Origin of the sequence: Promicromonospora sp. NPDC090134, assembly GCF_044746965.1 — a bacterium.
Classification (GTDB): domain Bacteria; phylum Actinomycetota; class Actinomycetes; order Actinomycetales; family Cellulomonadaceae; genus Promicromonospora.
Genome location: NZ_JBIVCZ010000013.1, coordinates 140389 through 162115 on the forward strand (window position 1 = coordinate 140389; position 21727 = coordinate 162115).

21 protein-coding genes and 2 pseudogenes are annotated in these 21727 nt (G+C 68.3%); 15 read left to right on the forward strand and 8 right to left on the reverse strand.

Annotation, left to right across the window (positions count from 1 at the left end):
- Positions 1–40: 40 nt before the first annotated feature.
- From ACIPN7_RS27075 to ACIPN7_RS27085, 3 genes are all read right to left on the reverse strand, one after another.
- Complete coding sequence (locus ACIPN7_RS27075; protein ID WP_400549829.1) at positions 41–397, reverse strand: hypothetical protein; 357 nt, start codon at positions 395–397, stop codon at positions 41–43.
- Positions 358–687: an alpha/beta fold hydrolase gene (locus tag ACIPN7_RS27080; protein ID WP_400549831.1), complete on the reverse strand. Its 330-nt coding sequence runs from the start codon at positions 685–687 to the stop codon at positions 358–360. The genes ACIPN7_RS27075 and ACIPN7_RS27080 overlap by 40 nt, the downstream gene beginning before the upstream one ends.
- 158 nt (positions 688–845) lie before the next feature.
- Positions 846–1601 carry an SDR family oxidoreductase gene (locus tag ACIPN7_RS27085; RefSeq protein WP_400549833.1) on the reverse strand — a complete coding sequence of 252 codons (756 nt, stop codon included), beginning with the start codon at positions 1599–1601 and terminating at the stop codon, positions 846–848.
- 219 nt (positions 1602–1820) lie between these two features.
- Between ACIPN7_RS27085 and ACIPN7_RS27090 the strand changes: the two genes are divergently transcribed.
- Positions 1821–2660: a helix-turn-helix transcriptional regulator gene (locus ACIPN7_RS27090; RefSeq protein ID WP_400549835.1), complete on the forward strand. Its 840-nt coding sequence runs from the start codon at positions 1821–1823 to the stop codon at positions 2658–2660.
- Between the two features lie 202 nt (positions 2661–2862).
- Positions 2863–3357 (forward strand): annotated as a pseudogene (locus ACIPN7_RS27095) (DUF2306 domain-containing protein).
- 475 nt (positions 3358–3832) lie between these two features.
- Here ACIPN7_RS27095 and ACIPN7_RS27100 read toward each other — a convergent pair.
- Together ACIPN7_RS27100 and ACIPN7_RS27105 are read right to left on the reverse strand one after the other, a co-directional pair.
- Entirely contained in the window at positions 3833–4009 is a 177-nt protein-coding gene (locus tag ACIPN7_RS27100) for an SHOCT domain-containing protein (protein WP_400549837.1), read from the reverse strand.
- A gap of 35 nt (positions 4010–4044) precedes the next feature.
- Complete coding sequence (locus tag ACIPN7_RS27105) at positions 4045–5061, reverse strand: aldo/keto reductase (protein WP_400549839.1); 1017 nt, start codon at positions 5059–5061, stop codon at positions 4045–4047.
- A 157-nt stretch (positions 5062–5218) separates the two neighbouring features.
- Here ACIPN7_RS27105 and ACIPN7_RS27110 point away from each other — a divergent pair, with 157 nt between their 5' ends.
- Positions 5219–6124 (forward strand): helix-turn-helix domain-containing protein, encoded by a 906-nt coding sequence (locus ACIPN7_RS27110; protein ID WP_400549841.1) that lies wholly within the window; start codon positions 5219–5221, stop codon positions 6122–6124.
- Positions 6125–7259: 1135 nt separating this feature from the next.
- On the opposite strand, the gene ACIPN7_RS27115 is transcribed toward ACIPN7_RS27110, so the two are convergent.
- On the reverse strand, positions 7260–8519 hold the full coding sequence (locus ACIPN7_RS27115; RefSeq protein ID WP_400549843.1) for a YhgE/Pip domain-containing protein: 1260 nt from the start codon (positions 8517–8519) through the stop codon (positions 7260–7262).
- Positions 8520–8588: 69 nt separating this feature from the next.
- On the opposite strand from ACIPN7_RS27115, the gene ACIPN7_RS27120 reads away from it, so the two are divergent.
- Positions 8589–9206: a MerR family transcriptional regulator gene (locus ACIPN7_RS27120; RefSeq protein ID WP_400549845.1), complete on the forward strand. Its 618-nt coding sequence runs from the start codon at positions 8589–8591 to the stop codon at positions 9204–9206.
- 96 nt (positions 9207–9302) lie between these two features.
- Here the strand turns inward: ACIPN7_RS27120 and ACIPN7_RS27125 are convergent, their stop codons facing one another.
- Positions 9303–9545, reverse strand: a complete 243-nt coding sequence (locus tag ACIPN7_RS27125; protein WP_400549847.1) for an alpha/beta fold hydrolase — start codon at positions 9543–9545, stop codon at positions 9303–9305.
- Between the two features lie 132 nt (positions 9546–9677).
- On the opposite strand from ACIPN7_RS27125, the pseudogene ACIPN7_RS27130 reads away from it, so the two are divergent.
- The 3 genes and pseudogenes from ACIPN7_RS27130 to ACIPN7_RS27140 all read left to right on the forward strand — a co-directional run.
- Positions 9678–10278, forward strand: a pseudogene (locus ACIPN7_RS27130) (zinc-binding dehydrogenase); the annotation flags it as partial.
- Positions 10279–10393: 115 nt separating this feature from the next.
- A complete protein-coding gene (locus ACIPN7_RS27135) occupies positions 10394–11089 on the forward strand; it encodes an alpha/beta fold hydrolase (protein WP_400549849.1) in 696 nt (231 codons plus the stop codon).
- 330 nt (positions 11090–11419) lie between these two features.
- The gene (locus tag ACIPN7_RS27140; protein ID WP_400549851.1) at positions 11420–12304 is read left to right on the forward strand and encodes an NAD(P)-dependent oxidoreductase; all 885 of its coding nucleotides are present in this window, start codon (positions 11420–11422) and stop codon (positions 12302–12304) included.
- A gap of 176 nt (positions 12305–12480) precedes the next feature.
- Here the strand turns inward: ACIPN7_RS27140 and ACIPN7_RS27145 are convergent, their stop codons facing one another.
- On the reverse strand, positions 12481–13215 hold the full coding sequence (locus ACIPN7_RS27145; protein ID WP_400549853.1) for a YoaK family protein: 735 nt from the start codon (positions 13213–13215) through the stop codon (positions 12481–12483).
- Positions 13216–13884: 669 nt separating this feature from the next.
- Here ACIPN7_RS27145 and ACIPN7_RS27150 point away from each other — a divergent pair.
- From ACIPN7_RS27150 to ACIPN7_RS27185, 8 genes are all read left to right on the forward strand, one after another.
- On the forward strand, positions 13885–14817 hold the full coding sequence (locus ACIPN7_RS27150; protein ID WP_400549855.1) for a LysR family transcriptional regulator: 933 nt from the start codon (positions 13885–13887) through the stop codon (positions 14815–14817).
- Positions 14818–14900: 83 nt separating this feature from the next.
- The gene (locus ACIPN7_RS27155) at positions 14901–15923 is read left to right on the forward strand and encodes an alcohol dehydrogenase catalytic domain-containing protein (RefSeq protein WP_400549857.1); all 1023 of its coding nucleotides are present in this window, start codon (positions 14901–14903) and stop codon (positions 15921–15923) included.
- Positions 15924–15952: 29 nt separating this feature from the next.
- Positions 15953–16792: an aldo/keto reductase gene (locus tag ACIPN7_RS27160; protein ID WP_400549859.1), complete on the forward strand. Its 840-nt coding sequence runs from the start codon at positions 15953–15955 to the stop codon at positions 16790–16792.
- Positions 16793–17096: 304 nt separating this feature from the next.
- Positions 17097–18095: a LacI family DNA-binding transcriptional regulator gene (locus ACIPN7_RS27165; protein ID WP_400549861.1), complete on the forward strand. Its 999-nt coding sequence runs from the start codon at positions 17097–17099 to the stop codon at positions 18093–18095.
- Positions 18092–19207, forward strand: a complete 1116-nt coding sequence (locus ACIPN7_RS27170) for a mandelate racemase/muconate lactonizing enzyme family protein (RefSeq protein WP_400549863.1) — start codon at positions 18092–18094, stop codon at positions 19205–19207. Before ACIPN7_RS27165 ends, ACIPN7_RS27170 begins: the two co-directional genes overlap by 4 nt.
- 22 nt (positions 19208–19229) lie before the next feature.
- Positions 19230–20516, forward strand: a complete 1287-nt coding sequence (locus ACIPN7_RS27175) for an MFS transporter (protein ID WP_400549864.1) — start codon at positions 19230–19232, stop codon at positions 20514–20516.
- A 75-nt stretch (positions 20517–20591) separates the two neighbouring features.
- Positions 20592–20891: a hypothetical protein gene (locus ACIPN7_RS27180; RefSeq protein WP_400549866.1), complete on the forward strand. Its 300-nt coding sequence runs from the start codon at positions 20592–20594 to the stop codon at positions 20889–20891.
- 287 nt (positions 20892–21178) lie between these two features.
- Entirely contained in the window at positions 21179–21622 is a 444-nt protein-coding gene (locus ACIPN7_RS27185) for a hypothetical protein (protein ID WP_400549868.1), read from the forward strand.
- The last annotated feature ends 105 nt before the right edge of the window (positions 21623–21727 follow it).

Consider the following 21727-nt stretch of genomic DNA (forward strand, 5'->3'; position numbering starts at 1 on the left):
GTTGTGGGGTTCGGGCCGGTCACGCTCGCGGACGGGCCGGTCAGTGCGGCAGCGTGGCCGCCCACCGCGAGAAGATCTGGGTGTACCGGGACGGATCGAGCTGGTGCAGCACGTGCACGGCGTCCGACAGTGACTCGTATCCGCCCTCGGCGCCCGCGGACTCCATCAGGCGCTTGGCCTGAGCGGCCTGCTCGTCGGTCATCGCGCCCAGCGGGGCGCCGGTCTCAGGGTCGGTCACCCGCACGTGGTGGGTGAGGAGCACCGGCGTCTTGACCTGGGCCAGCAGGCGTTCGTGCGGGGAGTGCAGCGCGACGGTGCCCTCGGAGAAGGCCCACGCCCATTCCGGGTCGAACTCCTTCAGGTTCTGCGGGATCTCCGCCGCCGCGAACGGCGGCATCGGCGACGGCGATAGCAGGTGGTGGTGAGCTCGGAGGCGAAGAACGGGGCGTCCTCGCACAGCACCCCCCGGACCTGGCCCGGCATCGCATAGGCCGACAGCCAGGCGGCGACGACGCCCCCGGAGGAGTTGCCCGCGACGATGACCGGACGCCGCACCACGAGGGCGATGAAGCGGACCAGGTCGTTGCCGAAGTTGTCCGGGCTGTAGCGCTTCGGCGTCCAGCTGCTTCGTCCCTGTCCCCGGAGGTCGACGGCGAAGACGTGGAAGTCCTCGGGGAGCAGGGCCATCGTCTGCTCACGAGCCGGACTGCTCGGGGATCAGCAGAACCGCCGGCTTGCCGGGGTCGCCGGCCTCGGCGTAGTTCATGGTGATCTCGCCGAGGTCGACCTGGTGCTCGGGACAGGCGTGCGGAACGTAGAGGTCGCGCAGGGCAGGGTTGCGGTCGTCACTGGACCGCGCCGCCGGCGACGACGAGCGACTGACCGCTGACCCAGCCTGCCAGGTCGCCGGCGAGGTACTCCGCGGCGTCGGCGGTGTCCTCCGGGGTGCCGCCCCGTCCGCCGATCGGGCGCAGCTGGGCGTTCATCCGGTGGAACTCATCACCTTCGGTGACGTCGGTAAACACACCGGCGCCCGCGGTCGCGGTGGGCAGGACGGTGTTCACCGTGACGTTCCGCGGGCCGAGCTCCAGCGCGAGGATCCGCACGAGGTTGGCCGCGGCCGTCTTCGACGACGAGTACAGGCCCATCCCCGGATAGGGGCTGACGGTGGTGCTCGACCCGACGTAGATCAGCCGCCCGCCGTCCGAGACCAGCCTCGCTGCCTTCACCAGCGTGAAGAAGGCGCCCTTGGAGTTGACCGCGAACACGCGGTCGAACTCCTCCTCGGTGACCTCGACCGCCGGCTGGCCGATCACCTCGCGCCCCGCGTTGGCGACCACGATGTCGAGACTGCCGAACGTGTCGATCGCAGTCGTGAACAGCCGGTCCAGGTCGGCCAGCGACGACGCGTCGGCCTGGACCACGATCCCTCGCCCCCCGGCGTCCACGATCTCGTCCAGCGTGCGTCGTGCGTTGTCCCCGTCCGCGGAGTAGTTGATCACCACGCTCGCGCCCAGCGACGCGTACCGCAGCGCGATCGCCCTTCCGATCCCGCGTGCCGAACCCGTCACGACGGCGACTCTTCCTGTCAGGTCGGTCATCATCTGCTCCTTGTGCGATCGGGCTGCCCGGGCCGTCCACTCGGTCCGTGCGTTCGGCCGTGGCATCGATCCTTGGCGGACGGCGAAGACCTATCCAGGACCTCCCGATCACAGGCTCGCCGGGCCACGGCTCCGCTCCATAAGGGGGGATCGCCAGGCCGTGGTTACCCCCGCCCGCACGGGATAGAAACGAGGCAGTACTCCAGGAGGGGGAGCGTCATGATCGATCGCACCGGGCTGGCCGGCTTTCTGCGCAACCGGCGCGAGGCACTGCAGCCGGAGGACGTCGGCATGCCTCGGGGACAGCGCCGCAGGACCAGCGGGCTACGGCGCGAGGAGGTCGCGACGCTGTGCAACATGTCGGCCGACTACTACTCCCGCCTGGAGCGGGAGCGCGGTCCGCAGCCGTCGCCGCAGATGCTCGCCTCGATCGCCCAGGGGCTGCACCTGTCGATCGACGAACGTGACCACCCCTTCCGCCTCGCCGGCCACAACCCACCGCCCAGGGGCTCGTCCAGCGAGCACATCAACCCCGGGCTGCTGCGCATCCTCGACCGGCTGGAGGACACGCCCGCGGAGATCATCACCGAGCTGGGGGAGACCCTGCGGCAGACCCCGATGGGCGTAGCACTGACCGGCGACACGACCCGATACACCGGGCCTGCCCGCAGCATCGGCTACCGGTGGTTCACCGACCCGGGCGTCCGGAACATCTACGCGCCGGAGGAGCACGCGTTCCTGACCCGGATGTACGCCGCCGGGCTGCGTGGGCTCGTCACCCTTCGTGGCCCGGCGTCCCGGGCGGCCTACCTGGCCGGGTTGCTCCTGGACAGCAGCGAGGAGTTCCGGAGCGTGTGGGACGACCACGAGATCGGGATACATCCCCACCAGGTCAAGCACTTCGTCCACCCCGAGGTGGGCGCCCTGGAGCTCAACTGCCAGCGGCTGATCGATCCTGGTCAGGCTCACTCCCTGATGGTCTACACCGCCGTTCCCGGTACGGAGAGCTACGAGAAGCTGCAGGTGCTGTCCGTCATCGGCGCGCAGTCCCTGCGCTGAACCGACGACCCGGCGAGCCACGTAGACAGCCCAGCAGATCTGCCGCGTACACACGTCCCGCGACCATTTCGAAGCGCGCTCCCGATCATGCTCGACAAACTGCTGTGAGCCGAACCCGGACAGCAGCAATAAGACCGACCGCCACGGCAGCTCGAACTTTCCCGTCGACCGGACCATCGTCGGGTATTACGCCAGCCTGGTGGTGCACGCCCTGCCCGCCGGACTGGCCATGGCTATCGGGCCCTTCCAGTTCGTCTCTCCCCTGCGGGCCCGATTTCCCCAGGCGCACCGGATGGCCGGCCGGGTGTATCTGATCTCAGTCGTGATCGCCGCGCTGGCGGCCGCGTACTCCTCCGCGGTCACGCCGAGCGGCTTCCCGTTGCAGGTCGCCTTCTACATCCTCATCGCGGCGTAGCTGTACTCGGCGGCGCAGGCGTACCGGGCCATCCGCCGCGGCGACGTGCAGCTCCACCGCATCTGGATGATCCGTAACTACACTCTGACCTTCGCCGCCGTCACCCTGCGGGTCTACCAGCTCCTCCTCATGACAGTGGCGCCCACGATGGACTTCAGCGACATCTACACTGCCAGCGCCTGGACGGCCCTCGTGGGCAACGTCCTCGTCTCGGAGTACTTCATCGTCCAGTCCGTGCGGACCGCCGCAGTGCGACTCCCTTCCCGGCAGGCTGCGCGTTGACGCGCCGTTTCGAGGCACCAGTCACGTCTCACCGCGCCGTCACCTCAACCAGATGTCGGGACAGCTGGGCCGAGATCGACCGTGTGCATGACCCCGTGTGGCCCCGGGTAGGCACGACGAACCAGCTCAGGCCGTGCATTTCGCGCGGAGCAGAGCAAGATCGCCGAACCACTTTCCCGCCTGAACGGGGACAGGGCGGACCCAGTTCCGGCACCCTCTGGAGCTTGTTGTGCCCGAGATGTCCCACTACGGAAAGGTCTGGCATCGGCGCGCGTGGTGGAGCCGTTGTTGACGGTGGCAACGCCCGTGCGGCATCTACGGCGGCAGGTCGACGTGATCCGTCATCGGAGACGGACGGATCCCGTGGAGGGATTTCGCGGGGGGCCGGACATCGAGATGTCCTCGCCGTGCGCTGATGATTCGTCGTGCCGATCGTTCTCGGTCTGATCGGGCTGTCTGTCGGTCGTGTGACGGGCTAGAGCCGATCGAGAAGTTCAGTCTTCTTTGTGCTGAACTCCGCGTCGGTCAGGATTCCTGCCTCGTGTAGCTCCTTCAGCTTGCGGATCTGCTCGACGACGTCAGCGCCGCCGGACGCTTGGGGCGGAGCCGACGGTGCCTCTGAGCGGCCGTGATGGCAGGCCGCGGTGCACACGCTTGGCGTGCGGGTTGGCTGTGTGGGTGCCGGCTTCAGGGGCGGCGACGCGCCTGCTTGTCGGCGATGGCCGGGATGACTGCGTCGTAGTTGTCGGCCGGATTGATGTCTGTGCCCGGCTCGACGATCTCGTCGATCCGGTCAAGCGTGGCGTCGTCGATGGTCACGTCCGCGGCGGCCAGGAGATCCTCGAGCTGCTCGGGGGTCCGCGGTCCGATGAGCGCGGCGCTCACCGCCGGATGCGCGCGGACGAATGCCAGCGCGAGGTGGGTCATCGGGATGCCGAGGCCGTCGGCGAGCTCGCGCAACTGCGCCACCGCGGTGCTCTTGGCCTGGTTGGCCGCCCTATCGAGGTCGAAGACGTGGGTCTCCATCTGCGCGCGCTGGCCGCTGGAGGGGTCGTCGCGGCCTGAGAGCCAGCCGCTGGCAAGCGGCGCGTAGGTGATCGCGCCCATGCCGAACTGCTGCATCGTGGGGAACACGTGCGTCTCGGGACGGCGGTTGAAGATCGAGTAGCGGGGCTGCTCGGTGACGAACCGACGATGCCCACCCTTTTCCGCCGCCCACTGGGCCGACACGATCAGTTCGGCAGGGAACGTCGAGGAGCCGATCGCGCGGACCTTGCCCTCGCGCACCAGGTCGGACAGTGCCGCCAGCGTCTCGTCCACGTCGGTTCGGTAGTCCGGCCGGTGCATCTGATACAGGTCGATGTAGTCCGTGTCCAGACGGCGCAAGCTGTCTTCCACGGCGCGCTTGAGCCAACGCGACGAACCACCGGCCTGGTTGGGGTCCTCGCCCATCGGAAGGCCGAACTTCGTCGCCAGGACGACCTCGTCACGGCGGCTCTTGATCGCGAGCCCGACCACGCGCTCGGACTCACCGGCGGTGTAGACGTCTGCGGTATCGATCAGGTTCACTCCGGCGTCCAACGCCTGGTGAATCATCCTCACGGCCACCTCGTCGGAGGGGCCGCCGGGAAAGCCGAAGTTCATCGCGCCGAACGCGATGTCACTGACGATGATGCCTGACCTACCCAGGGTGTGCTGTTGCATGATGCTCCGTTGTTTGTCTCGACTTCGGATTGCTGCGTTGGTTCCATGAGAAATCCGAGCTGACGGTGGCACCACGCCCTGTTGTGACCGGGTAACGGTCAGAGGGGGTAACGACAGGCCCCCCGCGGATCACCGTGGGCACGGATAATCTCGGAGGATGGCCGATCCTGCAGCGAACGACTTGCGCGAGTTCCTGCTCACGCGCCGCGCCCGCATCGCTCCGCAGGATGCGGGGCTGCCGGCGTCAATCGGAGTCCGCCGGGTGCCCGGACTGCGGCGCGAGGAAGTGGCCCTGCTTGCCGGGGTCAGCGCCGAGTACTACGAGCGACTGGAACGAGGTCGGACGAAGAACCCCTCCGCCTCGGTGCTTGATGCCATCGCCCGGGTGCTCCAGCTCAATGCCGCGGAACGCGATCACCTCTTCGCGCTTGCCGGCCCCTCCCGGCACAAGCCCGTGAACCCGCCCGCCCCGCGGTTGCGACCTGGGTTGCAGCGGGCCCTGGACTTGCTGACCGACGTCCCGGCGCTCATCCTGGGCCCTCGTCAGGACCTCATCGCCATCAACGACCTCGGTGCGGCCTTCTACGTCGGTCTTGATCTGCTTCCGGCAGAACGGCGGAACATGGTCCGCTACTTGTTCACCGTGAACGCCGCCCGTCACCTGTACGACGACTGGGCGGCCACCGCGCGCAGAGTGGTCGCCGAATTGCGTTCCTACGCCGGCACCCACCCCCACGATCCGAAGCTCGCCGAACTCGTCGGCGACCTCGCCGTGGGCGACCCCGACTTCCGACACTGGTGGGCTGAACACGACGTGTACCGGCGTGAGCACGGCAGCAAGCGCTACCACCACCCCCTCGTCGGCGAGCTGGAGCTGGGATACGAACTCCTGGGCCCGGTCGGAGAACCCGACCTCGTCCTGGCCGCCCACACGGTCGAACCACACTCACCCTCAGCCCAGGCCCTCGCATTGCTGTCGCACTGGTCCGGTACGACCACGCTCAACCGCTCGGACGACTCGGCTGACGCCGCGGCAGATGCAGACTCCGGCACGGCCTCGTAGAGCAAGGGACTGCCCCAGGAATGGCTGACACGTCTTCTTTGATGAGTCAGGCCGCGAGGGCCAGGGTCCGGTCAGCGTAAACGGTTTCGAACTCGATAGGTGTCATACGGTCGAGGCGACGTTGTCGAAATGACATTGCGTTCCGGGACGGTCAAGTCTGGGCATGCGCTCGGCGGCTGCCGTGCGCATCGGCGAGCAGCCCGCGAGGGATTCTCGCCGCGTCGGCTGGCTTTCGGCCGGCGACTTCTATTTCGCTACCGGTCCCAAGTCCCAGGGAAATCCCAGCCGCTCACGGCAGGAGATAGACCACCAGGTCAGGACCGGTTCGCACAGTTCAACGTCTGAAGCCCAGCATTCGGAAGCCCGAGTGACCGTACGCGCTGTGGCTGTCGCAGCTGAATACGGCAGAGCCGACGGCGCAGGGATGAGGGCCGGTCACCGAGCGCCGCGGCGCGGCCAGAAGCGGGTGAGGTGCCCTCTCGACTCTGGCGGGCGCCGTTCCTCCATCTGATTCTGAGGCCATGCATCATCACCTGAATCTTCAATGCCCGTGGAATGCCCATGAGCGCATCGTCAGGGGCATAGGTGCAGGTCAGGGCAACTTCCATGGTTTGCACCGTTAATCGTCGTAATGTCACCATTTCCCAAACTTGGCTAGACGTGGCACCGAAGTACACCCGCCGCGGGGGTGCGTCCTATTCCCTGGTTCGCAGGGCCAACCGCGAGGACCACCAGGGCGGCGGCGAACGTGAGGAGCGGGCGGTGCCAGCGGTACAGCTTCGAAAAGGTTGCCGGGAGGGGCCGCGTGGTCATGACGTCAGAGGCCGTCCCGCATGCGGGCCAGCTAGGCCTGGATTCGACGCTCGGAGACGACAGGTCGGTGCGCGTAGGCGGGGATCGCCCAGGCGACCGCGGCGACAAGGGTTCCCAGGATCGGCCAGACAGGCCAGAAGTAGCCGCCCGTCGTGAGGTTCCAGATCGCGACCTACACGACGCCGAGCAGTGCCCAGAGGGCGACCGCGCCCTGGTAGACGGTCTTCGCGATGACGCGGCGACGTGAGCGCTCGTACGACTGGTCGGGTGTCGACATGATGGTGCGTTCCCCTCGGTATGGAGCTCGGTTGTGGGGCCTGGTTCAGGTAGTGGTCGAGGGTTCGAGGTGCGGGTGGCGGGTGAACATCCGCACCCGTCCGTAGAGAGCAGTGATCGTGATCCCGAGGAGGATGCCGATGGCGCCGCCGATCGCGACGCGCACCCACGCCTCGGTAAGACCAGCGTCGGGGTTGCCGGAGAAATAGAGCAGGGCACGCACGCCGTCGACCACCGCTCGGAACGGCTCGAACTCCGAGAGCCAGCGGTACAAGGTCGGGGTTGCGGCCAGCGGGACGGTTCCGCCGGAGGACGTCATGGACAGCGCGATGAAGAACATGGTGTTCACCAGCGCGCCGATGCCGTTGCCAAAGATGGCGAACACCGTCATGGCGCTTGTGCCGATCGCCATGATGGTCGCGGTGGAGAAGAGCCAGAGCGTCACCGGATCGGAGACGGGGATGCCGACGGGCCCGACGGCGACGAGCTGCGCGGCCAGCGCAGCGACCGGAGCGCCGGCGAGGAGGATGCCGAACTTCGCCAGAAGGGTCTGCAGCCGGGACGCGGCGATGTAGGGGCGTCGCTGCACGAGAGGGCCCACCTCGCTGGGTGCGAAGCCCAGTGCCGAATCGACGATCGGGCTGATCATCGACGCCCCCACGAAGCCGAGCAGCACGAGGACCAGGGCGTAGTAGAAGGCGCTGGTTCCCAGTCCGGCGTTCGCCGGAAGTTCGGCGTACGGGGCCGACACCACGTCGAAAGGCGTGGCAAGCAGCGCCTGGTTCGCGGCAGGCAGGGCGTCTCCGCCTGCGCTCGCCGCGAGCTGCGCACCGAGGCCCGATGCGACCCCCCTCAGCACGGGTGCGAGATTTCCCGTGACGAGCCCGCCGCTGAGCCCGCCGTCCCCGGCGTTGGTGCGGATGTCGACGGTCGGAACCGTTGCCGTATCCGAGCCGGGCAGCAGGCTGGCGATCGACTGGTCGAAGTCCGCGGGGATGACCACCGCTCCGGCGACAGTGTCGTTTCCCATGCCGTCTGCCAGCTCGCTGGGGGTCATCCGGGTGAAGGCGATCTCGGTGCCTGCCCCGTCCTCGATCGCGTCGGCGACCGCACCTGCCGCGCTCGGCGGGCTGTCGATCGTCTGCTCCTCGATCACGAGGGCGACCGGGAGGTCGGTGAGGTGCTTCTGCGGGTCCACCGTCGCGAAGAGGTAGACGGCGGGAAACAGGACGGCGAGGCCGACGAGGAAGACGATCGGGACCGCCCACGTGCGCGGGTGGGCGACGATCCGGGCTGTGGGGTGCACGACGCTCCTGACTGATTGGATAGTGAGCTATCTAGCGCTAAGATAGTGCCAATATCCAATGGAGGCAAGGTGCTGATCTCGGAACTGGTCCGGCGGGCCGACGTGCCGCTGGCGACGGTGAAGTTCTACATCCGGGAGGGCATGCTGCCCCCCGGGCGCACCACGAGCGCGACCCGCGCCGACTACGACGAGCTGCACCTTGAACGGCTGCGACTGATCCGCTCGCTCACGATCGTCGCCGGCCTGCCCTTGAGCCGGGCCAAGAGGATTCTCGACATCGTCGATCAACCCGAGGGCAGCCTCTACCGCATGCTGGGGATGGCGATCGACGCTCTCGCGAACAGCCAACCGGCCGATCCGGACTCGGACCGGCGCTACCCGCGGGCCGAAGCTGCCCTCGCCGCCCTGGGACCGGCGTACAACGCGTCGGACGAGCGGATGACGGCCTTCGCGCAGCTCGACAGCGCGCTTCTCGCCGTCGAGGAAGTCGGGATGCCGGTCGATGCGGCCAGACTGAGGCTGTACGGCGACCACGTCATGGCCATCGCCCGCACCGAGATGGACGGGATGCCGGCCGGCGACCCGCGGGCCGCCGTCCAGTACGCCGTCCTGGGTACCGCTCTGTACGAGCCCGTCCTGGCGGCCATCCGCCGGCTGGCCCACCAAAACCTCGCTGTTGACGTGTGACCACGAACCGACCCTGACACTTCCGCGTCGGAAGGCCAGGGCCGCATGTCTCTGCGGTCGGGGCTCGTGGCGCTTCCCGCACCTACGCCGCAGTGATCACTGCAGGAACGTGCGCAGGATGTGGGTCAGCTCGCGGGGACGTTCCTCCGCGATCCCGTGCCCGGTGTCCTCCGTCACGCGTCCGTCGACGTCGGAGGCGTACTTCTCCCACTGCTCGCCCACGCCGGCGCCCACGGCCTTCTCACCACCGATCGCGTGGATCGGCATGGGCACGAAGCCCTCGGCCCGGAACAGCTTGTTCTGCGCGGCGCTCTCACCGAGCGACCGGTCGATCTCCATCCAGGCTGTCAGACGCCCGGGCTCACGCAGGTAGTCCGCGTGGCTCGTATTCCTGTGGGGAGAATGCCCAGTCGACGGCGAGTCCTTGCCCGGCGACCAGGCCCTCGACGAACTCTCGCTCGTTACCGCCGGATCCCCAGCCTGCTCGCCGTTTCCGACGTCCTCGGGACCGGATGATTTGGCGCCGCGGCCGCCGAGGCCGGGCCTGGCAAGACGGTCGCGGTCGTCGGAGACGGCGCCGTCGGCCACCTCGCCGTGCTGGCGGTCGACGGACTCGGAGCCGGACGCATCATTGCGACGAGCCGCGACGCTGACCGGCAGGCGCTCGCCACGAACTGCGGCGCGACCGACATCGTCACCGAGCGCGGCGATGCTGCCGCTGCGAAGATAGGAGAGCTCACCGGCGGGATCGGCGCCCACTCGGTCGTCGAGGCCGTCGGTACCCAGGAGTCGATCAGTAGGCCATCCATTCTGCCCGGCCGGATGGGCACGTCGGATACGTCGGGCTCTTCCATGAAGTCAGCCTGGCTGGCGACGAGTGGTTGATGTCCGGCGTCCGCCTCTACGGCGGCCCGGGCCCGGTTCGCCGCTTCGTCCCCGAGCTGATCGACCTCATGGCCGGCGAGGTCAGCCCGGCGAGGTCTTCGACCTAACCCTGCCTCTGGAAGGAGCCGCCGAGGGCTACCGGGCCATGGGCGAGCGACGTTCGGTCAAGACCATGCGCCTGCCGTGAGCGCACCCGCTTCGCGTGACGGAGCAGGACGATTACTCAGTCAATTGACGCACGTGCGATACGCGCGTCGACCCCAGCGTCAGGGAACGCGACGTCCGAGATCGAAGGAGAAATGATGAGTGCAAGCAAGCCCACTGTGGTGTTGATTCACGGCGGCTTCGTCGATGGCTCAGGCTGGCAGCCGGTCCATGACATCTTGACCCGCGACGGGTTCGACGTCGCAGTGGTCCAGAACCCGACGCTCTCACTCGCTGGCGACGTGGCGGCGACCGCGCACGTCGTCGAGGACTACGACGGGCCAGTCCTGCTCGTGGGCCACTCCTACGGTGGCGTGGTTGTCACCGAAGCGGGGACTCACCCGCAGGTCGCCGGCCTCGTCTACGTAGCGGCATTCGTCCCGGAGCAGGGCGAGTCAGTCCAGACGCTTATCGCCGACCCGGCGCCGGGCGCCCCGGTGCCGCCTATCCTGCCTCCTCGGAATGGGTTCCTTGCCCTGGACCGGGAGAAGTTCCATGAGGCATTCGCGGGCGATCTGTCCGCCGAGTTGGCGACCTTCATGGCCAACTCACAGGTGCCGTGGGGAGTTGAGGCGCTGGCGGGCGTAGTGAGTGAACCGGCCTGGCGGATCAAGCCGAGCTGGTACCTCATCGCGACTGAGGACCGGATGATCCCGCCGCCGGCGCAACAGTTCATGGCCGAGCGCGCAGGTTCGACGGTCGTGTCCGCACCTGGGAGTCATTCGGTGTACGTGTCGCAGCCGAACGCTGTCGCCGACCTCATCAAGCAGGCAGCTGCGGCGGTCAGCGACTGACATCGTGCAGGCAGTTGACAGCACGCCGACAACCCAAGTGCTGGGCCTCTCCATGAAGACGAGATGAACCCCCAAGGAGCTGGGACCCCCCGTCCCCCAGGTCGGGGTCCCAGCTCCGGGTCGAACTGACTGATGCCATGTCGTACGGTCGAAGTGTCGGGACACGCGGACACCTTCGACGCGCTCGGACGCTAGCGACACTCGCGCAATCGATGGACGAAGGGCGTACGCGCGAGAACGCCGCGAAGAGACGCAAACGGCGCCTCAAAGTATCCGACCTCGGTGAGTTGCTCACAGGTGTCCAGGGCAGCACCTCGGAAAGGAAGATCGATGGCAAGGCTTGCCTTCCTCGGGCTCGGACAGATGGGTACGCCGATGGTGACTCGACTGCTTGAAGCTGGTCACAAGGTCACCGTATGGAACCGGACCCGCGCCAAGGCCGAGCCACTGGTCGCCCGGGGCGCGACGGTCGCGGCAGCCCCGGCCGACACCGTGGCCGGTGCGGACGCCGTCATCACGATGCTGGCGAATCCGCCGGCGCTCGAGGAGGTGCTCCTGGCCGATGACGGCGTGGTCGGTGCGCTGCGCCCGGGACAATGGCTCATCGACATGTCCACGGTCGGGCCGGACACGATCCGCTCGGTCAGGGACCGCATGCCGGAGCATGTCACCCTGGTCGACGCCCCGGTGCGTGGCAGCGTCCCCGAGGCGATCGCCGGGCAGCTCGCCATCTTCGTCGGCGGCACGCCGGCCGCCTTCGCGCACGTGCGGCCGCTGTTAGCCCCGCTCGGTACCCCGCACCACGTAGGCGGGCCCGGTGCGGGGGCGGCCACCAAGGTGGTGGTCAACCTGACCCTCGGCGTGGCCGTCACGGCCTTCGGCGAGGCACTTGCGCTCGGCGACACGCTCGATCTCGACCGCTCCACGCTGCTTGACGTTCTGGCAGAGACCCCGATCGGAGCCACCGTCAGGGCCAAGCGCCAGAACGTCGAGACCGACAGTTATCCACCCAACTTCAAGCTGCGTCATGCGCTCAAGGACCTGCGCCTGGCTACCGATACCGCGGTTCGGTCCGGCACGGAGCTCAACGTCACCGCGGCCGCGCAAGGCTGGCTCGAACGTGCGGCCGCTGAAGGCGCGGCAGACCTCGATTTCTCCGCGGTTGTCCCGACCATCCTTGGCTCGGCGCACGGCGGTGACGGTACGAACAGGTAGTCGATGCCGCTCGGCGTACCGGCGCCGTGACCGGCGAACGTTCCGACCGCGACGCCGGTGGCGTACACACCGACACCTGGTCCGACGACGACAATGGCTACCGCGGCGACGGCGAGGGCGCCGATCGAGAGCAGGCTGGTGTGGGTCCAGGCAGCCCGGCTCGTTGACGCCGAGGCTTACAGGGGCTGGGTCCACGGGGCGCTGGAGCGGGTGAGCCTCCAGGCGGTGCCGCAGGCGGCGGCGAGCAGCAGAGCGGCGATCCCGAGGGGCAGCGCCTGGTGGCCGTGCACGATGACGAGCGCGCCGATGAGGCCTCCGAGGAGCATGGCCGCGGCCGACAGCAGACGCCGTCCGGCCTTGGAGCCCGGACCGCCTGCCAGATGGCTGTCGGCAGCAGTACCAGTGATGGTGAGGGTCAGGACGGTCGTGGTGAGGTCGGGCACGGCGAGGGAGCGTGCCGCGGCGTTCTGCACCCCCATGCCGAGACCGAGCAGGATGAGCAACGGGTAGCGGGTGCCGGCTTCGCCCGGCGAGCCGGAGAGCTCGGCCACAAGGTACGCCCCGGCGATCAGAAGAATCTGTGCTGCAAGGGACCGGAACAGGACGCGGGCTCGGTGCGACCGTGCCCGACGAATGATCCGGCCACCGACGAGCGCTCCGGCGGCGAACGCGGCCAGCGCCACCCCGGTGGCTGCGAGCGAGAACCCTTGGGCTCCGGCGATCGCAAAGCCGGCGAAGACGACGTTCCCGGTCATGTTCGCGACGAAGACGCGGCCGAGTACCAGGTAGCTGTACGCGTCGACCAGGCCGGTGACCACCGTGAGCAGGAGCATCACCGGCGGCAGCGGCCCGTGGCGATCGCTCATGTCCGGTACAGCGGTGCGCCACGCGTCGCGCAGTGTGGTGATCATGAGAGGCTTCCTCTCTTGCCTTCCGGGTGCGGACCCCGCACGGGCACCGCCTCCCCGGCGATCGTGTCGATCTCTCGTAGGCCGTCCTCGGTATGCGTGGTCGCTGCTGAAGCAGCGGCAGCGAACCCGTGGCCCTGGGTTACATCGAACGGCTTGGTCCCGAACGCGATGATCGAGATGTCGAGATGGTTTGTGCTGATCGCACCTGTCGCATGCTTTTCCCTCCAGTGTGTCGCGTGATGGTGACCGACTGGGCGGCAACTATCGGGCGCAGGTCGGCACATCTACTGTCCAGCGATAACAGGCACGTCACATCATCGCCAGCGGCTCTTTGGCGGCGCTGCCGCTGCGCGATGCGGAGCAGGGCGACCAAGATGAAGAAGAATGTGCCGTAGACCCTGTTCAGGGCCCACGTCACGGCCATGCAGGCCGTGTCCATCCGGCGCCGGCGGCAGCGGTGACGCCCTCGCCTGTAACCTGTCCGGCCTGGGGAGGGCGGCACGCCACCCGTGGACCGACCTCGGGACGACGGCTGACGAGGTGGTCGACGGCATCTGCGGGAGGGCTCACGTAGGGCTGTCATGTGGCGACATCATGAGGGCCGTCCTCGCGGCGCGCCATCCGGATATGGTGGACTGCGCGGCAGTCGCTGGAGCGAAGGTGTGAGAAATGGACATCCGGCAGATCGAGTTCTTCGTCGCGGTGGTGGACGAGCAGGGCTTCACCCGTGCCGCCGAGGTCAGCCACGTGAGCCAGCCAGGGCTGTCCGGCTCGATCCGGACCCTGGAACGCGAGCTGCGGGCCCGGCTGTTCGAGCGGTCGCCGCGTGGGGTCCGGCTCACAGCGGCAGGGGAGGCGTTCCTGCCCCGGGCTCGCCACATGCTCGACGACGCGCGCGCCGTCCGGCAGGAGGTGCTCGAGGCCTCCGGGACGGTCACCGGCCGTCTGCGTGTCGGTGCCGAGCAGTGCCTCGGCGACCTTGTAGACCTGCCCGACCTTCTCGGCACGTTCCACCTCACCCACCCGGACGTGACACTCGGGATGGTTCAGGGCGGAACGCAGTCGCTGTTGGAGAACGTGCGTCGCGGTGAGCTGGACGTCGCTCTCATCGGTCTCCCTGCCAACGAGGCCAGTCCCGCGTCCGGGGGCGGCGTCGCGCGGACCCTCGAGCTCCTCGCCGACGGTTTCGAGCTCCTCGCCGACCCGGGACACCCAGTTGTCACGCTGCCGGAAGTGACGCTCGAAGCCCTGGCCGGCACGACATTTGTCGATCTCGACGTGACCTGGGGAGCACGCCGCATCGTCGATGCGGCGTTCTCTGCCCGACGGCTCGAACGCCGCAGCGCGTTCACGGTCAACGACGTACACATGCTGCTCGACGTCGTCCGCCAGGGTCTCGCCGTCGCGCTCGTCCCTGCGTCGGTCGGGGGAAAGCCACAGGCCTCGGGCCTTTTTCGGATCCCGGTGGACGATCCGGCACTGCGCTGGAGCGTCCAGGTCGCAGTCGGATCCGGGAGCGGCAGCGCAGGACGGCTCTTCGCCGACATGATGGTGCCCGCGCCAGCGGTCGACGAGGCGCGGGTCGTCGTGGGAGGCGCATAGGGCGCTGTCCATCGCTATCACCTCTGACGGCCATTACCGACCGCTCTTGGACGGGCCAGCGATCGGTCCCTAACGTCGAGACCATGCACGCCATCCAACTCGACATCCCGGCCCCGCTGTCCCGCGCGCCGCTCGCCTGGCGCGAAGTGCCCGACCCCGAGCCCGGCCCCGGCCAGCTGCTGGTCCAGGTCGCCGCCTGCGGGGTATGCCGCTCGAACCTCCACATGATCGAGGGCGATTGGGTGGACAGCGGCGTCCCCGGGCGCAGCCCGATCGTGCCCGGACACGAGGTCACCGGCACCGTCGTCGCGCTCGGCATGGGCGTGGACGGGTTCGCCCGGGGCGACCGCGTCGGGGTGCAGCCGTTGTGGTGGACCTGCGGCACGTGCGAGTACTGCACCTCCGGCCGCGAGCAGCTGTGTCACGACCGGCTCATCACCGGTGAGCACGTTGACGGCGGGTACGCCGAGCTGATGGTCGCCAACGCCGCGCACACTTACCACGTCCCCGACGCACTCGACCTCGTCGAGGCCGCACCGCTCTTCTGCCCCGGCATCACGGCCTTCGCCGCGGTGGAGAAGGCGGGCCTGCGCCCGGGAGACAGAGTCGCCATCTTCGGCCTGGGCGGCGTGGGCCACATGGCCGTTCAGTTCGCGCGGCTGCGCGGAGCCGAGGTGGTCGCCGTCGGGCGCAACTCCGACCACCTGCAGGTGGCGCGGGAGCTCGGCGCGAGCCACCTCGTGGACGCCTCCCGGATTGATCCGGGAGAGGTGCTCGAAGACTCCGTCGACGCCGCGGTCACGTTCGCACCGTCCGACGTCGTGACCGCTCAGGCACTGCGTGCCTTGCGTTGGGGCGGGACGCTCGTATCTGCCGTCCCGCTGAACATCACCGGGTTCCCGTTTAACCGTGAGCAGGTGGTCAAGGCGTCTCTGCTGGGCAACCGCGACCAGATGACGGAGGTCCTGCGGCTGGCTGCCGCCGGGCAGGTGCGCACGGTCGTGGACAGGTTCCCCCTGGCCGAAGTGGCGCGCGCGCTCGAAGAGCTGGCAGCCGGAAGGCTGCGATCTCGGGCGGTCCTCGAGACCGCCTCCGCTGTGAAGTAACCAGAACATTGTCGAAGGAGAAGATTTCAGTGAGTGTCGTTCCTGATGTTGCCCTGACGAACGGCGTGTCGATTCCCCAGCTCGGGTTCGGGGTCTTCCAGATCCCGCCGGAGGAGACGAGGGATGCCGTGCTCACCGCGTTCGAGGTGGGATACCGGCACATCGACACAGCCGAGATGTACGGCAACGAACGCGGGGTCGGCGAGGCGCTGCGCGCTTCCGGGCTAACCCGCGAGGAAGTGTTCGTCACCAGCAAGCTGAACAACGGCTACCACCGCCGTGACGATGTGCTGCGGGCCGCGGACCAGAGCCTGGCCGACCTCGGCGTCGACCAGATGGACATGTTCCTCATCCACTGGCCGCTGCCGACCATCGACGTCGACTACGTCGAGACCTGGAAGGCGATGATCGAGGTCTACCGGGCCGGCAAGGCGCGGGCGATCGGCGTGTCCAACTTCCAGGTACCGCACCTGCAGCGCCTGCTGGACGAGACCGACCACGTCCCTGCGGTCAACCAGATCGAGGTGCACCCGTACCTCACCAACGAGTCGGTGCGCGCCTTCGGAGCACAGCACGGCATCGCCACCGAGGCGTGGTCCCCGATCGCGCAGGGCCTCGTGCTCGGCGACCCGGTCCTGGTCGAGATCGCGGAACGCGTGGGTCGTACGCCGGCTCAGGTCACCCTGCGCTGGCACCTGCAGCGCGGGGACATCGTCTTCCCCAAGTCGGTCACCCGGTCACGGGTGGAGGAGAACTTCGCGCTGTTCGACTTCGAGCTCGGCGACGCGGAGATGTCTGCTCTGGGGGCGCTGAACCGCGACCAGCGCACCGGCCCGGACCCCGACACCTTCGCTCGCGTCCCTGCCTGAGCGGTGCGACCTGGCCGGGCGGTTCGGCCCGCCCGGCCAGATCGTGCTCGTCGGAGGCCGTAGGGAGGGTGTCGCCGGTAGTCGGTCAGTGGCGGCAGGCTCGTGAACCCATCGCTGGCCGGAAGTCCCGACCACCGTGACGTCGCCATTGCCCCCGGGAGCCGGGAGCTGACGGGTCAGGGCCAGGCGCGTGGGGGTCGTCGTCCGACAAGAAGACCGGTCCGGGCATGGGACGGCGCTAGGTTATCGTTAACACATCGCCCGAGGAGGGGAGGGGACCATGACGAAGCAGAGCCGCGCGACGGTGCACGACGTCGCCAAGGCGGCGGGGGTCAGCGCCCAGACGGTCTCGCGTGCGCTGAACGGCCGCGGGTACGTCAGTGCCGAGGCGCGGAAGCGCGTTCTCGACGCGGCGGCACAGGTGGGCTACTCGCCGAACGTGATCGGCCAGAGCCTCCGGTCCGCGCGCAGCCCCATGGTGGGTCTGGTGGTTTCGGATATCGGGAACCCGTTCTATGCCCGGCTCCACCGCGCCATCGAGACCCCTCTGCGCACGGCGGGCTTGAGCGTCCTCCTGCTTAACTGCGACGACGACCCGGAGCTTGAGTCGGCACAGCTCGATCTGCTCGCCTCGTACCGTCCGGCGGGGCTCGTGCTGTCGCCCGCGACCGGAAGTCGTTTCTCGGCGCGGCAGGTCGCCCTGTTCGAGAACGTGGTGCTGGTGAGCCGGACCCTGCCGGACGTCGACGTGCCGACCATCGTAACCAACGAGACGGAGGCCTTCGCGGCTGCGGCAGACGAGCTGTTCGCCGCCGGCCACCGTCGGGTCGCCGCGGTTCTCGGGCCGGAAGGTGCCTCCACGACCCACCTGCGGGAGGCGGGTCTCCAGCGCGCCACGGCTGCGCGTCCGACGCGGGACTCTGTCGTGCGGTATTCCGAGGGAACCTCTTTGGCCGCGCGTACGGCGACGGCTGACCTGCTGGCCTCTGACCCAGGAATCACGGCGGTGCTCGGGTTCAACGTCCCGGTCACGGAGGGCATTCTCATTGCCGTCCGGGACGCCGGTCTGCGTGTCCCGCAGGACATCTCGGTGATCGGCTTCACCGACGCCGGCTGGATGGCCGCCGTGCATCCCGCCGTGACGGCCGTGGCGCAGCCCGTGGAGGAGATGGGGCGGCTCGCGGGTGACCTGATCGTCCGCATGTCCGTCGGTGAGCAGTTCGACCACGTCCCGCACCTGGTGGTGCCGGGCGAGCTGGTGCGACGCGAGTCCGTCGCGCCGCCACGAGAGGAGCGCAGGTGAAAATCGAATCGATCACCACACATGTGGTGAGCCACCGCCTTGATGTTCCGTTCGGGATGTCCCAGTGGGACTGGGCCTCGCGGAGCAGCTGTCTCGTCGAGATCAGGACGGACGACGGCCTGGTCGGGTGGGGCGAGTGCTTTGGGCCGGCGCAGGGCAACCGCGCGCTGATCGACGACCCGTTCCGGCCGCTACTCATCGGGCGCGATCCTCGAGAGCTTGTCGACATCTGGGACGGGTTGTACAACCGGAACCGGGAGTGGGGTCGCAAGGGCATCTCGGTCGCCGCCATCTCCGGCATCGAGATCGCCCTCTGGGACATCGCGGGCAAGGCAGCGGGGTTGCCGATCTGGCGGCTGCTCGGCGGCAGGAGCACCCCCGAACTGCGGGCTTATGCTTCGGCGTTCTATTACAGGGGTCCCTGGGACGGAGACATCGAGGGCGAGGCCGCGTCGCTCCTGGAGGCCGGGTACCGCGACGTGAAGATGAAGGTCGGCGCCGACCTGAAGCAGGACATCGAGCGTGTTCGCCGCGTTCGTGCGGCATTGGGGGAGTCGACGCGTCTCGCCGTGGACGCGAACCGCGGCTACACGACGCCCGAGGCAAAGTCTTTCCTGCGCGAGCTGGACGACGTCGACCTGTGGTTCTTCGAGGAGCCCGTGCTTCCCGAGGACCTGCAGGGGTACCGGGAGCTGCGGGCCACGACATCGGTCCCCATCGCCGGCGGGGAGTCGGAGTTCACGCGGTGGGGATTCCGCGAGCTGATCGAGACCCGGGCCGTGGACCTGCTCCAGCCAGACGCGACGGCTTGCGGGGGCATCCGGGAGACGCTGCTGATCGCTGGGATGGCCTCGGCACACGGGATACCCACCCTGCCGCACATCTGGGGATCCTCGATCACCATCGCAGCAGGGCTCCATCTGCTCACCGCACTGCCCGAGGTCACGCCGTCCGTGGGCCGCCTTCCGCTGGTCGTCGAGCTCGACCAGGCACCCAACCCTTTCCGCTCGGGCCTCGCCGGCCTCACGACCGGTCCGGTCATGACCGTCCCGGACCAACCCGGACTCGGTATCGAGATCGATCGCAACATGCTGCGGCGCTACACCGCTTGACCTTCAACGCAGGAGCACAAACATGAATGACAACAAAGCAAACGTGCGCGAACGAGACGGCCGGTGGGTCCGCATCGGACTGCTGCTGGCCGTAGGCCTGTTCGTTGCCTACCTCGACCGATCCAACCTCTCGATCGGTATCGAGGGGGTCGCCCGCGACCTTGACTTCGAGGGGGGTGCCTTTGCGAGCACGTCCAGCTTGACTCTCACGGCCTTCCTCTGGGGCTATCTGGCCTCGAATCTGCTCGGCGGGCTCCTGACAGCACGGTTCGACGCCAAGTGGATCCTGCTCGTCTCGGTGTTCGGGTACTCGGCCTGCACCCTCGCGATCGGATTCAGCGAGTCCGTCACCGTCCTCATCGCGCTCCGCGTCGGCGTGGGCGTCTTCGAGGGCTTCTACTGGCCCCAGCAGTTCCGTCTCGCCAAGGAGTGGTTCGACGAGCACGAGATGAGCCGTGCGAGCGCGCTCATCCAGTACTACGGCCAGTATCTCGCCCTGGGTCTCGGTTTCTTCGTGCTCACCCCGATGTACGCAGCGTTCGACTGGCGCCCGCTGTTCTGGGTGCTGGGCGGGGTCGGGCTCGTGCTGATCGTGCCGCTGTACGCGGTGTTCCTCCGGTCGCGCCCCGACCTGCCGCGGTTCGCGAGCATCCGCATCGCACGCACCCCTGATGTGCGGCAGGAGCGCCTGAGCTTCGCGGCGCTGGGCGGCTGGCGGTTCCTGCTGATCGTCTTCAGCTACTTCGCCAACGGCATGCTCTTCTGGGGCATCACCCTGTTCCTGCCGCAGACGGTGGCGACCTTCGGTCTCTCGTCGACCCTGAGCGGTCTCGCCGCCGCGACCCCTTACCTGGTCTCGATCCTGCTGACCATCCCGATGATCGCCATCAGCGACCGCACCGGCAAGCGAGGCGCGATCGCGGTGTCCGGACTTGTGGTCGGCGGGATCCTCATCGCCTGCCTCCCGTTCGCCCACAGCTCGCTCGCGCAGTTCGTGCTGATCAGCCTGGGCCTCGGTTACTTCACCGCGGCGTTCACGCCCAATATCTGGGCTATCGCGGTCACCCGCATGTCCAGCCACGCGGTGGGCCCCGCGACCGGGATCATCAACGGCTTCGGCGCCGGTGGCGGCGGGATCGTGGCCGGCTGGGTGGTCGGCGGGCTGCTCGCCGCCACCGGCAGCTACTTCCCGGGCTTCACGGTGCTGGGCGTGGCGGCCATCGCAGGAGGTGTCGCGCTGGCGGTCTACGTGCGTTCCACGACGGTGCGACCCGCTGACTCCGATCTGGTCGAGCGCGAGGCGGTGTAGTTGCGGCTGGTCTGACTTACGCCCTATTCCCGCGTTGTGCCACGTACTTCGACCTGCTCGACGAGTCCGTCCAGGGTGAGCGGATCGACGTGCCAAAACCCTTACGCGAACGGGGTTCTGGCTGCCCTCGGAATCGCCGAGGGAACCCGCCGCGAGCCGACGGCGCGTCAGCGCGAGGTGCTGGTCCGTGCGCCGATGACGGGTTGGAAGATGGCGAAGAACATCGCGGTGAAGGCGAACCAGTCCCGTTCGGGAGTGCGCCTGCGTCTCCGACGACCGGGCGGCCGCCCCTCGAACGTCGTCGTGGGCGGTGCGCTTACCGGTTCCCCGGTGCGCACCCTCGACACGGACCGGGTGGTGCCCCCCGGACCGTGACGTGTTACTGCGTCGCGGCTCGCCCGCGCTCGACGCCTGTCTATGGGCTCGAACTCGCCGAAACGTCTCGGCACCAACAGCTCCCTGCTGACCTGCGAGGGCGCGCTCCACTCGCTGCTGTCGAGTCTGCGTCAGCAGACCTGGGTCACCACGACCCAGGTCCCCTCCGCAGTGGATCCTCCGCGTCGGTCCTAGGAGATGACCGGCGAGGGTCGGGCAGCGCCGGAGACGTTCACCGCCACCTGGTCCCGTTTCACGACAGACGTCCGCACGACCCTGGAGTCCTGATGACCGCAACCCCCGACTTCCCGCCTTCGGTCGAGGCCTACCTCGCCTCCCTGGCCGTCGCCGACCCGCGGGAGCGTGCCGAGACGGTGGCGGCGGTGCGCGAACACGCCGCCGAGTTGCTCGCACGATATGGCACGGACGAGGTGTCAGTTCGCCGCGTGCTCGACGAGCTGGGCCCCGTGGAGACCAGAGCCGCCGAGGTGACCCCCGCCCCGGCGCCCGTCTCCGCGCCGGGAGAGACCGAGGCCATGGACTTGGTGCTGGTCGTGCTCGCCGTTGTGCTCTGGCCGCTGTCTCCGGTCACCCTCGTATGGGCGATCGTGCGGCTGCGCACTGGCGTGGGCAACCGTGCTCTGCAGTGGCTCATCATCGCGCTAAGCGTCATCCCCTCGGTAGGTGGCATCGTGCTCCTCTTGATGCATGCCATGAGCCTTGCCGGGTGAGCAGATCGGACTAGGGCGTGTTTTGGATTGTGGTTCTGACCTGCGGGTTCGGCATGATGCGGGGTCGTGAGCGGGGTCGTTGGTCGGCATGATCTGACGGATGAG

What these genes read in the sequence shown, in the direction of transcription:
- ACIPN7_RS27080 (WP_400549831.1), bottom strand. Translation starts at nt 687, where the DNA reads ATGGCCCTGCTCCCCGAGGACTTCCACGTCTTCGCCGTCGACCTCCGG.
- ACIPN7_RS27110 (WP_400549841.1), top strand. Translation starts at nt 5,219, where the DNA reads ATGGCCGATCCTGCAGCGAACGACTTGCGCGAGTTCCTGCTCACGCGC.
- ACIPN7_RS27155 (WP_400549857.1), top strand. Translation starts at nt 14,901, where the DNA reads ATGCACGCCATCCAACTCGACATCCCGGCCCCGCTGTCCCGCGCGCCG.
- ACIPN7_RS27090 (WP_400549835.1), top strand. Translation starts at nt 1,821, where the DNA reads ATGATCGATCGCACCGGGCTGGCCGGCTTTCTGCGCAACCGGCGCGAG.
- ACIPN7_RS27140 (WP_400549851.1), top strand. Translation starts at nt 11,420, where the DNA reads ATGGCAAGGCTTGCCTTCCTCGGGCTCGGACAGATGGGTACGCCGATG.
- ACIPN7_RS27185 (WP_400549868.1), top strand. Translation starts at nt 21,179, where the DNA reads ATGACCGCAACCCCCGACTTCCCGCCTTCGGTCGAGGCCTACCTCGCC.
- ACIPN7_RS27145 (WP_400549853.1), bottom strand. Translation starts at nt 13,215, where the DNA reads ATGATCACCACACTGCGCGACGCGTGGCGCACCGCTGTACCGGACATG.
- ACIPN7_RS27085 (WP_400549833.1), bottom strand. Translation starts at nt 1,601, where the DNA reads ATGACCGACCTGACAGGAAGAGTCGCCGTCGTGACGGGTTCGGCACGC.
- ACIPN7_RS27150 (WP_400549855.1), top strand. Translation starts at nt 13,885, where the DNA reads ATGGACATCCGGCAGATCGAGTTCTTCGTCGCGGTGGTGGACGAGCAG.
- ACIPN7_RS27125 (WP_400549847.1), bottom strand. Translation starts at nt 9,545, where the DNA reads ATGGAGATCGACCGGTCGCTCGGTGAGAGCGCCGCGCAGAACAAGCTG.
- ACIPN7_RS27105 (WP_400549839.1), bottom strand. Translation starts at nt 5,061, where the DNA reads ATGCAACAGCACACCCTGGGTAGGTCAGGCATCATCGTCAGTGACATC.
- ACIPN7_RS27075 (WP_400549829.1), bottom strand. Translation starts at nt 397, where the DNA reads ATGCCGCCGTTCGCGGCGGCGGAGATCCCGCAGAACCTGAAGGAGTTC.
- ACIPN7_RS27175 (WP_400549864.1), top strand. Translation starts at nt 19,230, where the DNA reads ATGAATGACAACAAAGCAAACGTGCGCGAACGAGACGGCCGGTGGGTC.
- ACIPN7_RS27135 (WP_400549849.1), top strand. Translation starts at nt 10,394, where the DNA reads ATGAGTGCAAGCAAGCCCACTGTGGTGTTGATTCACGGCGGCTTCGTC.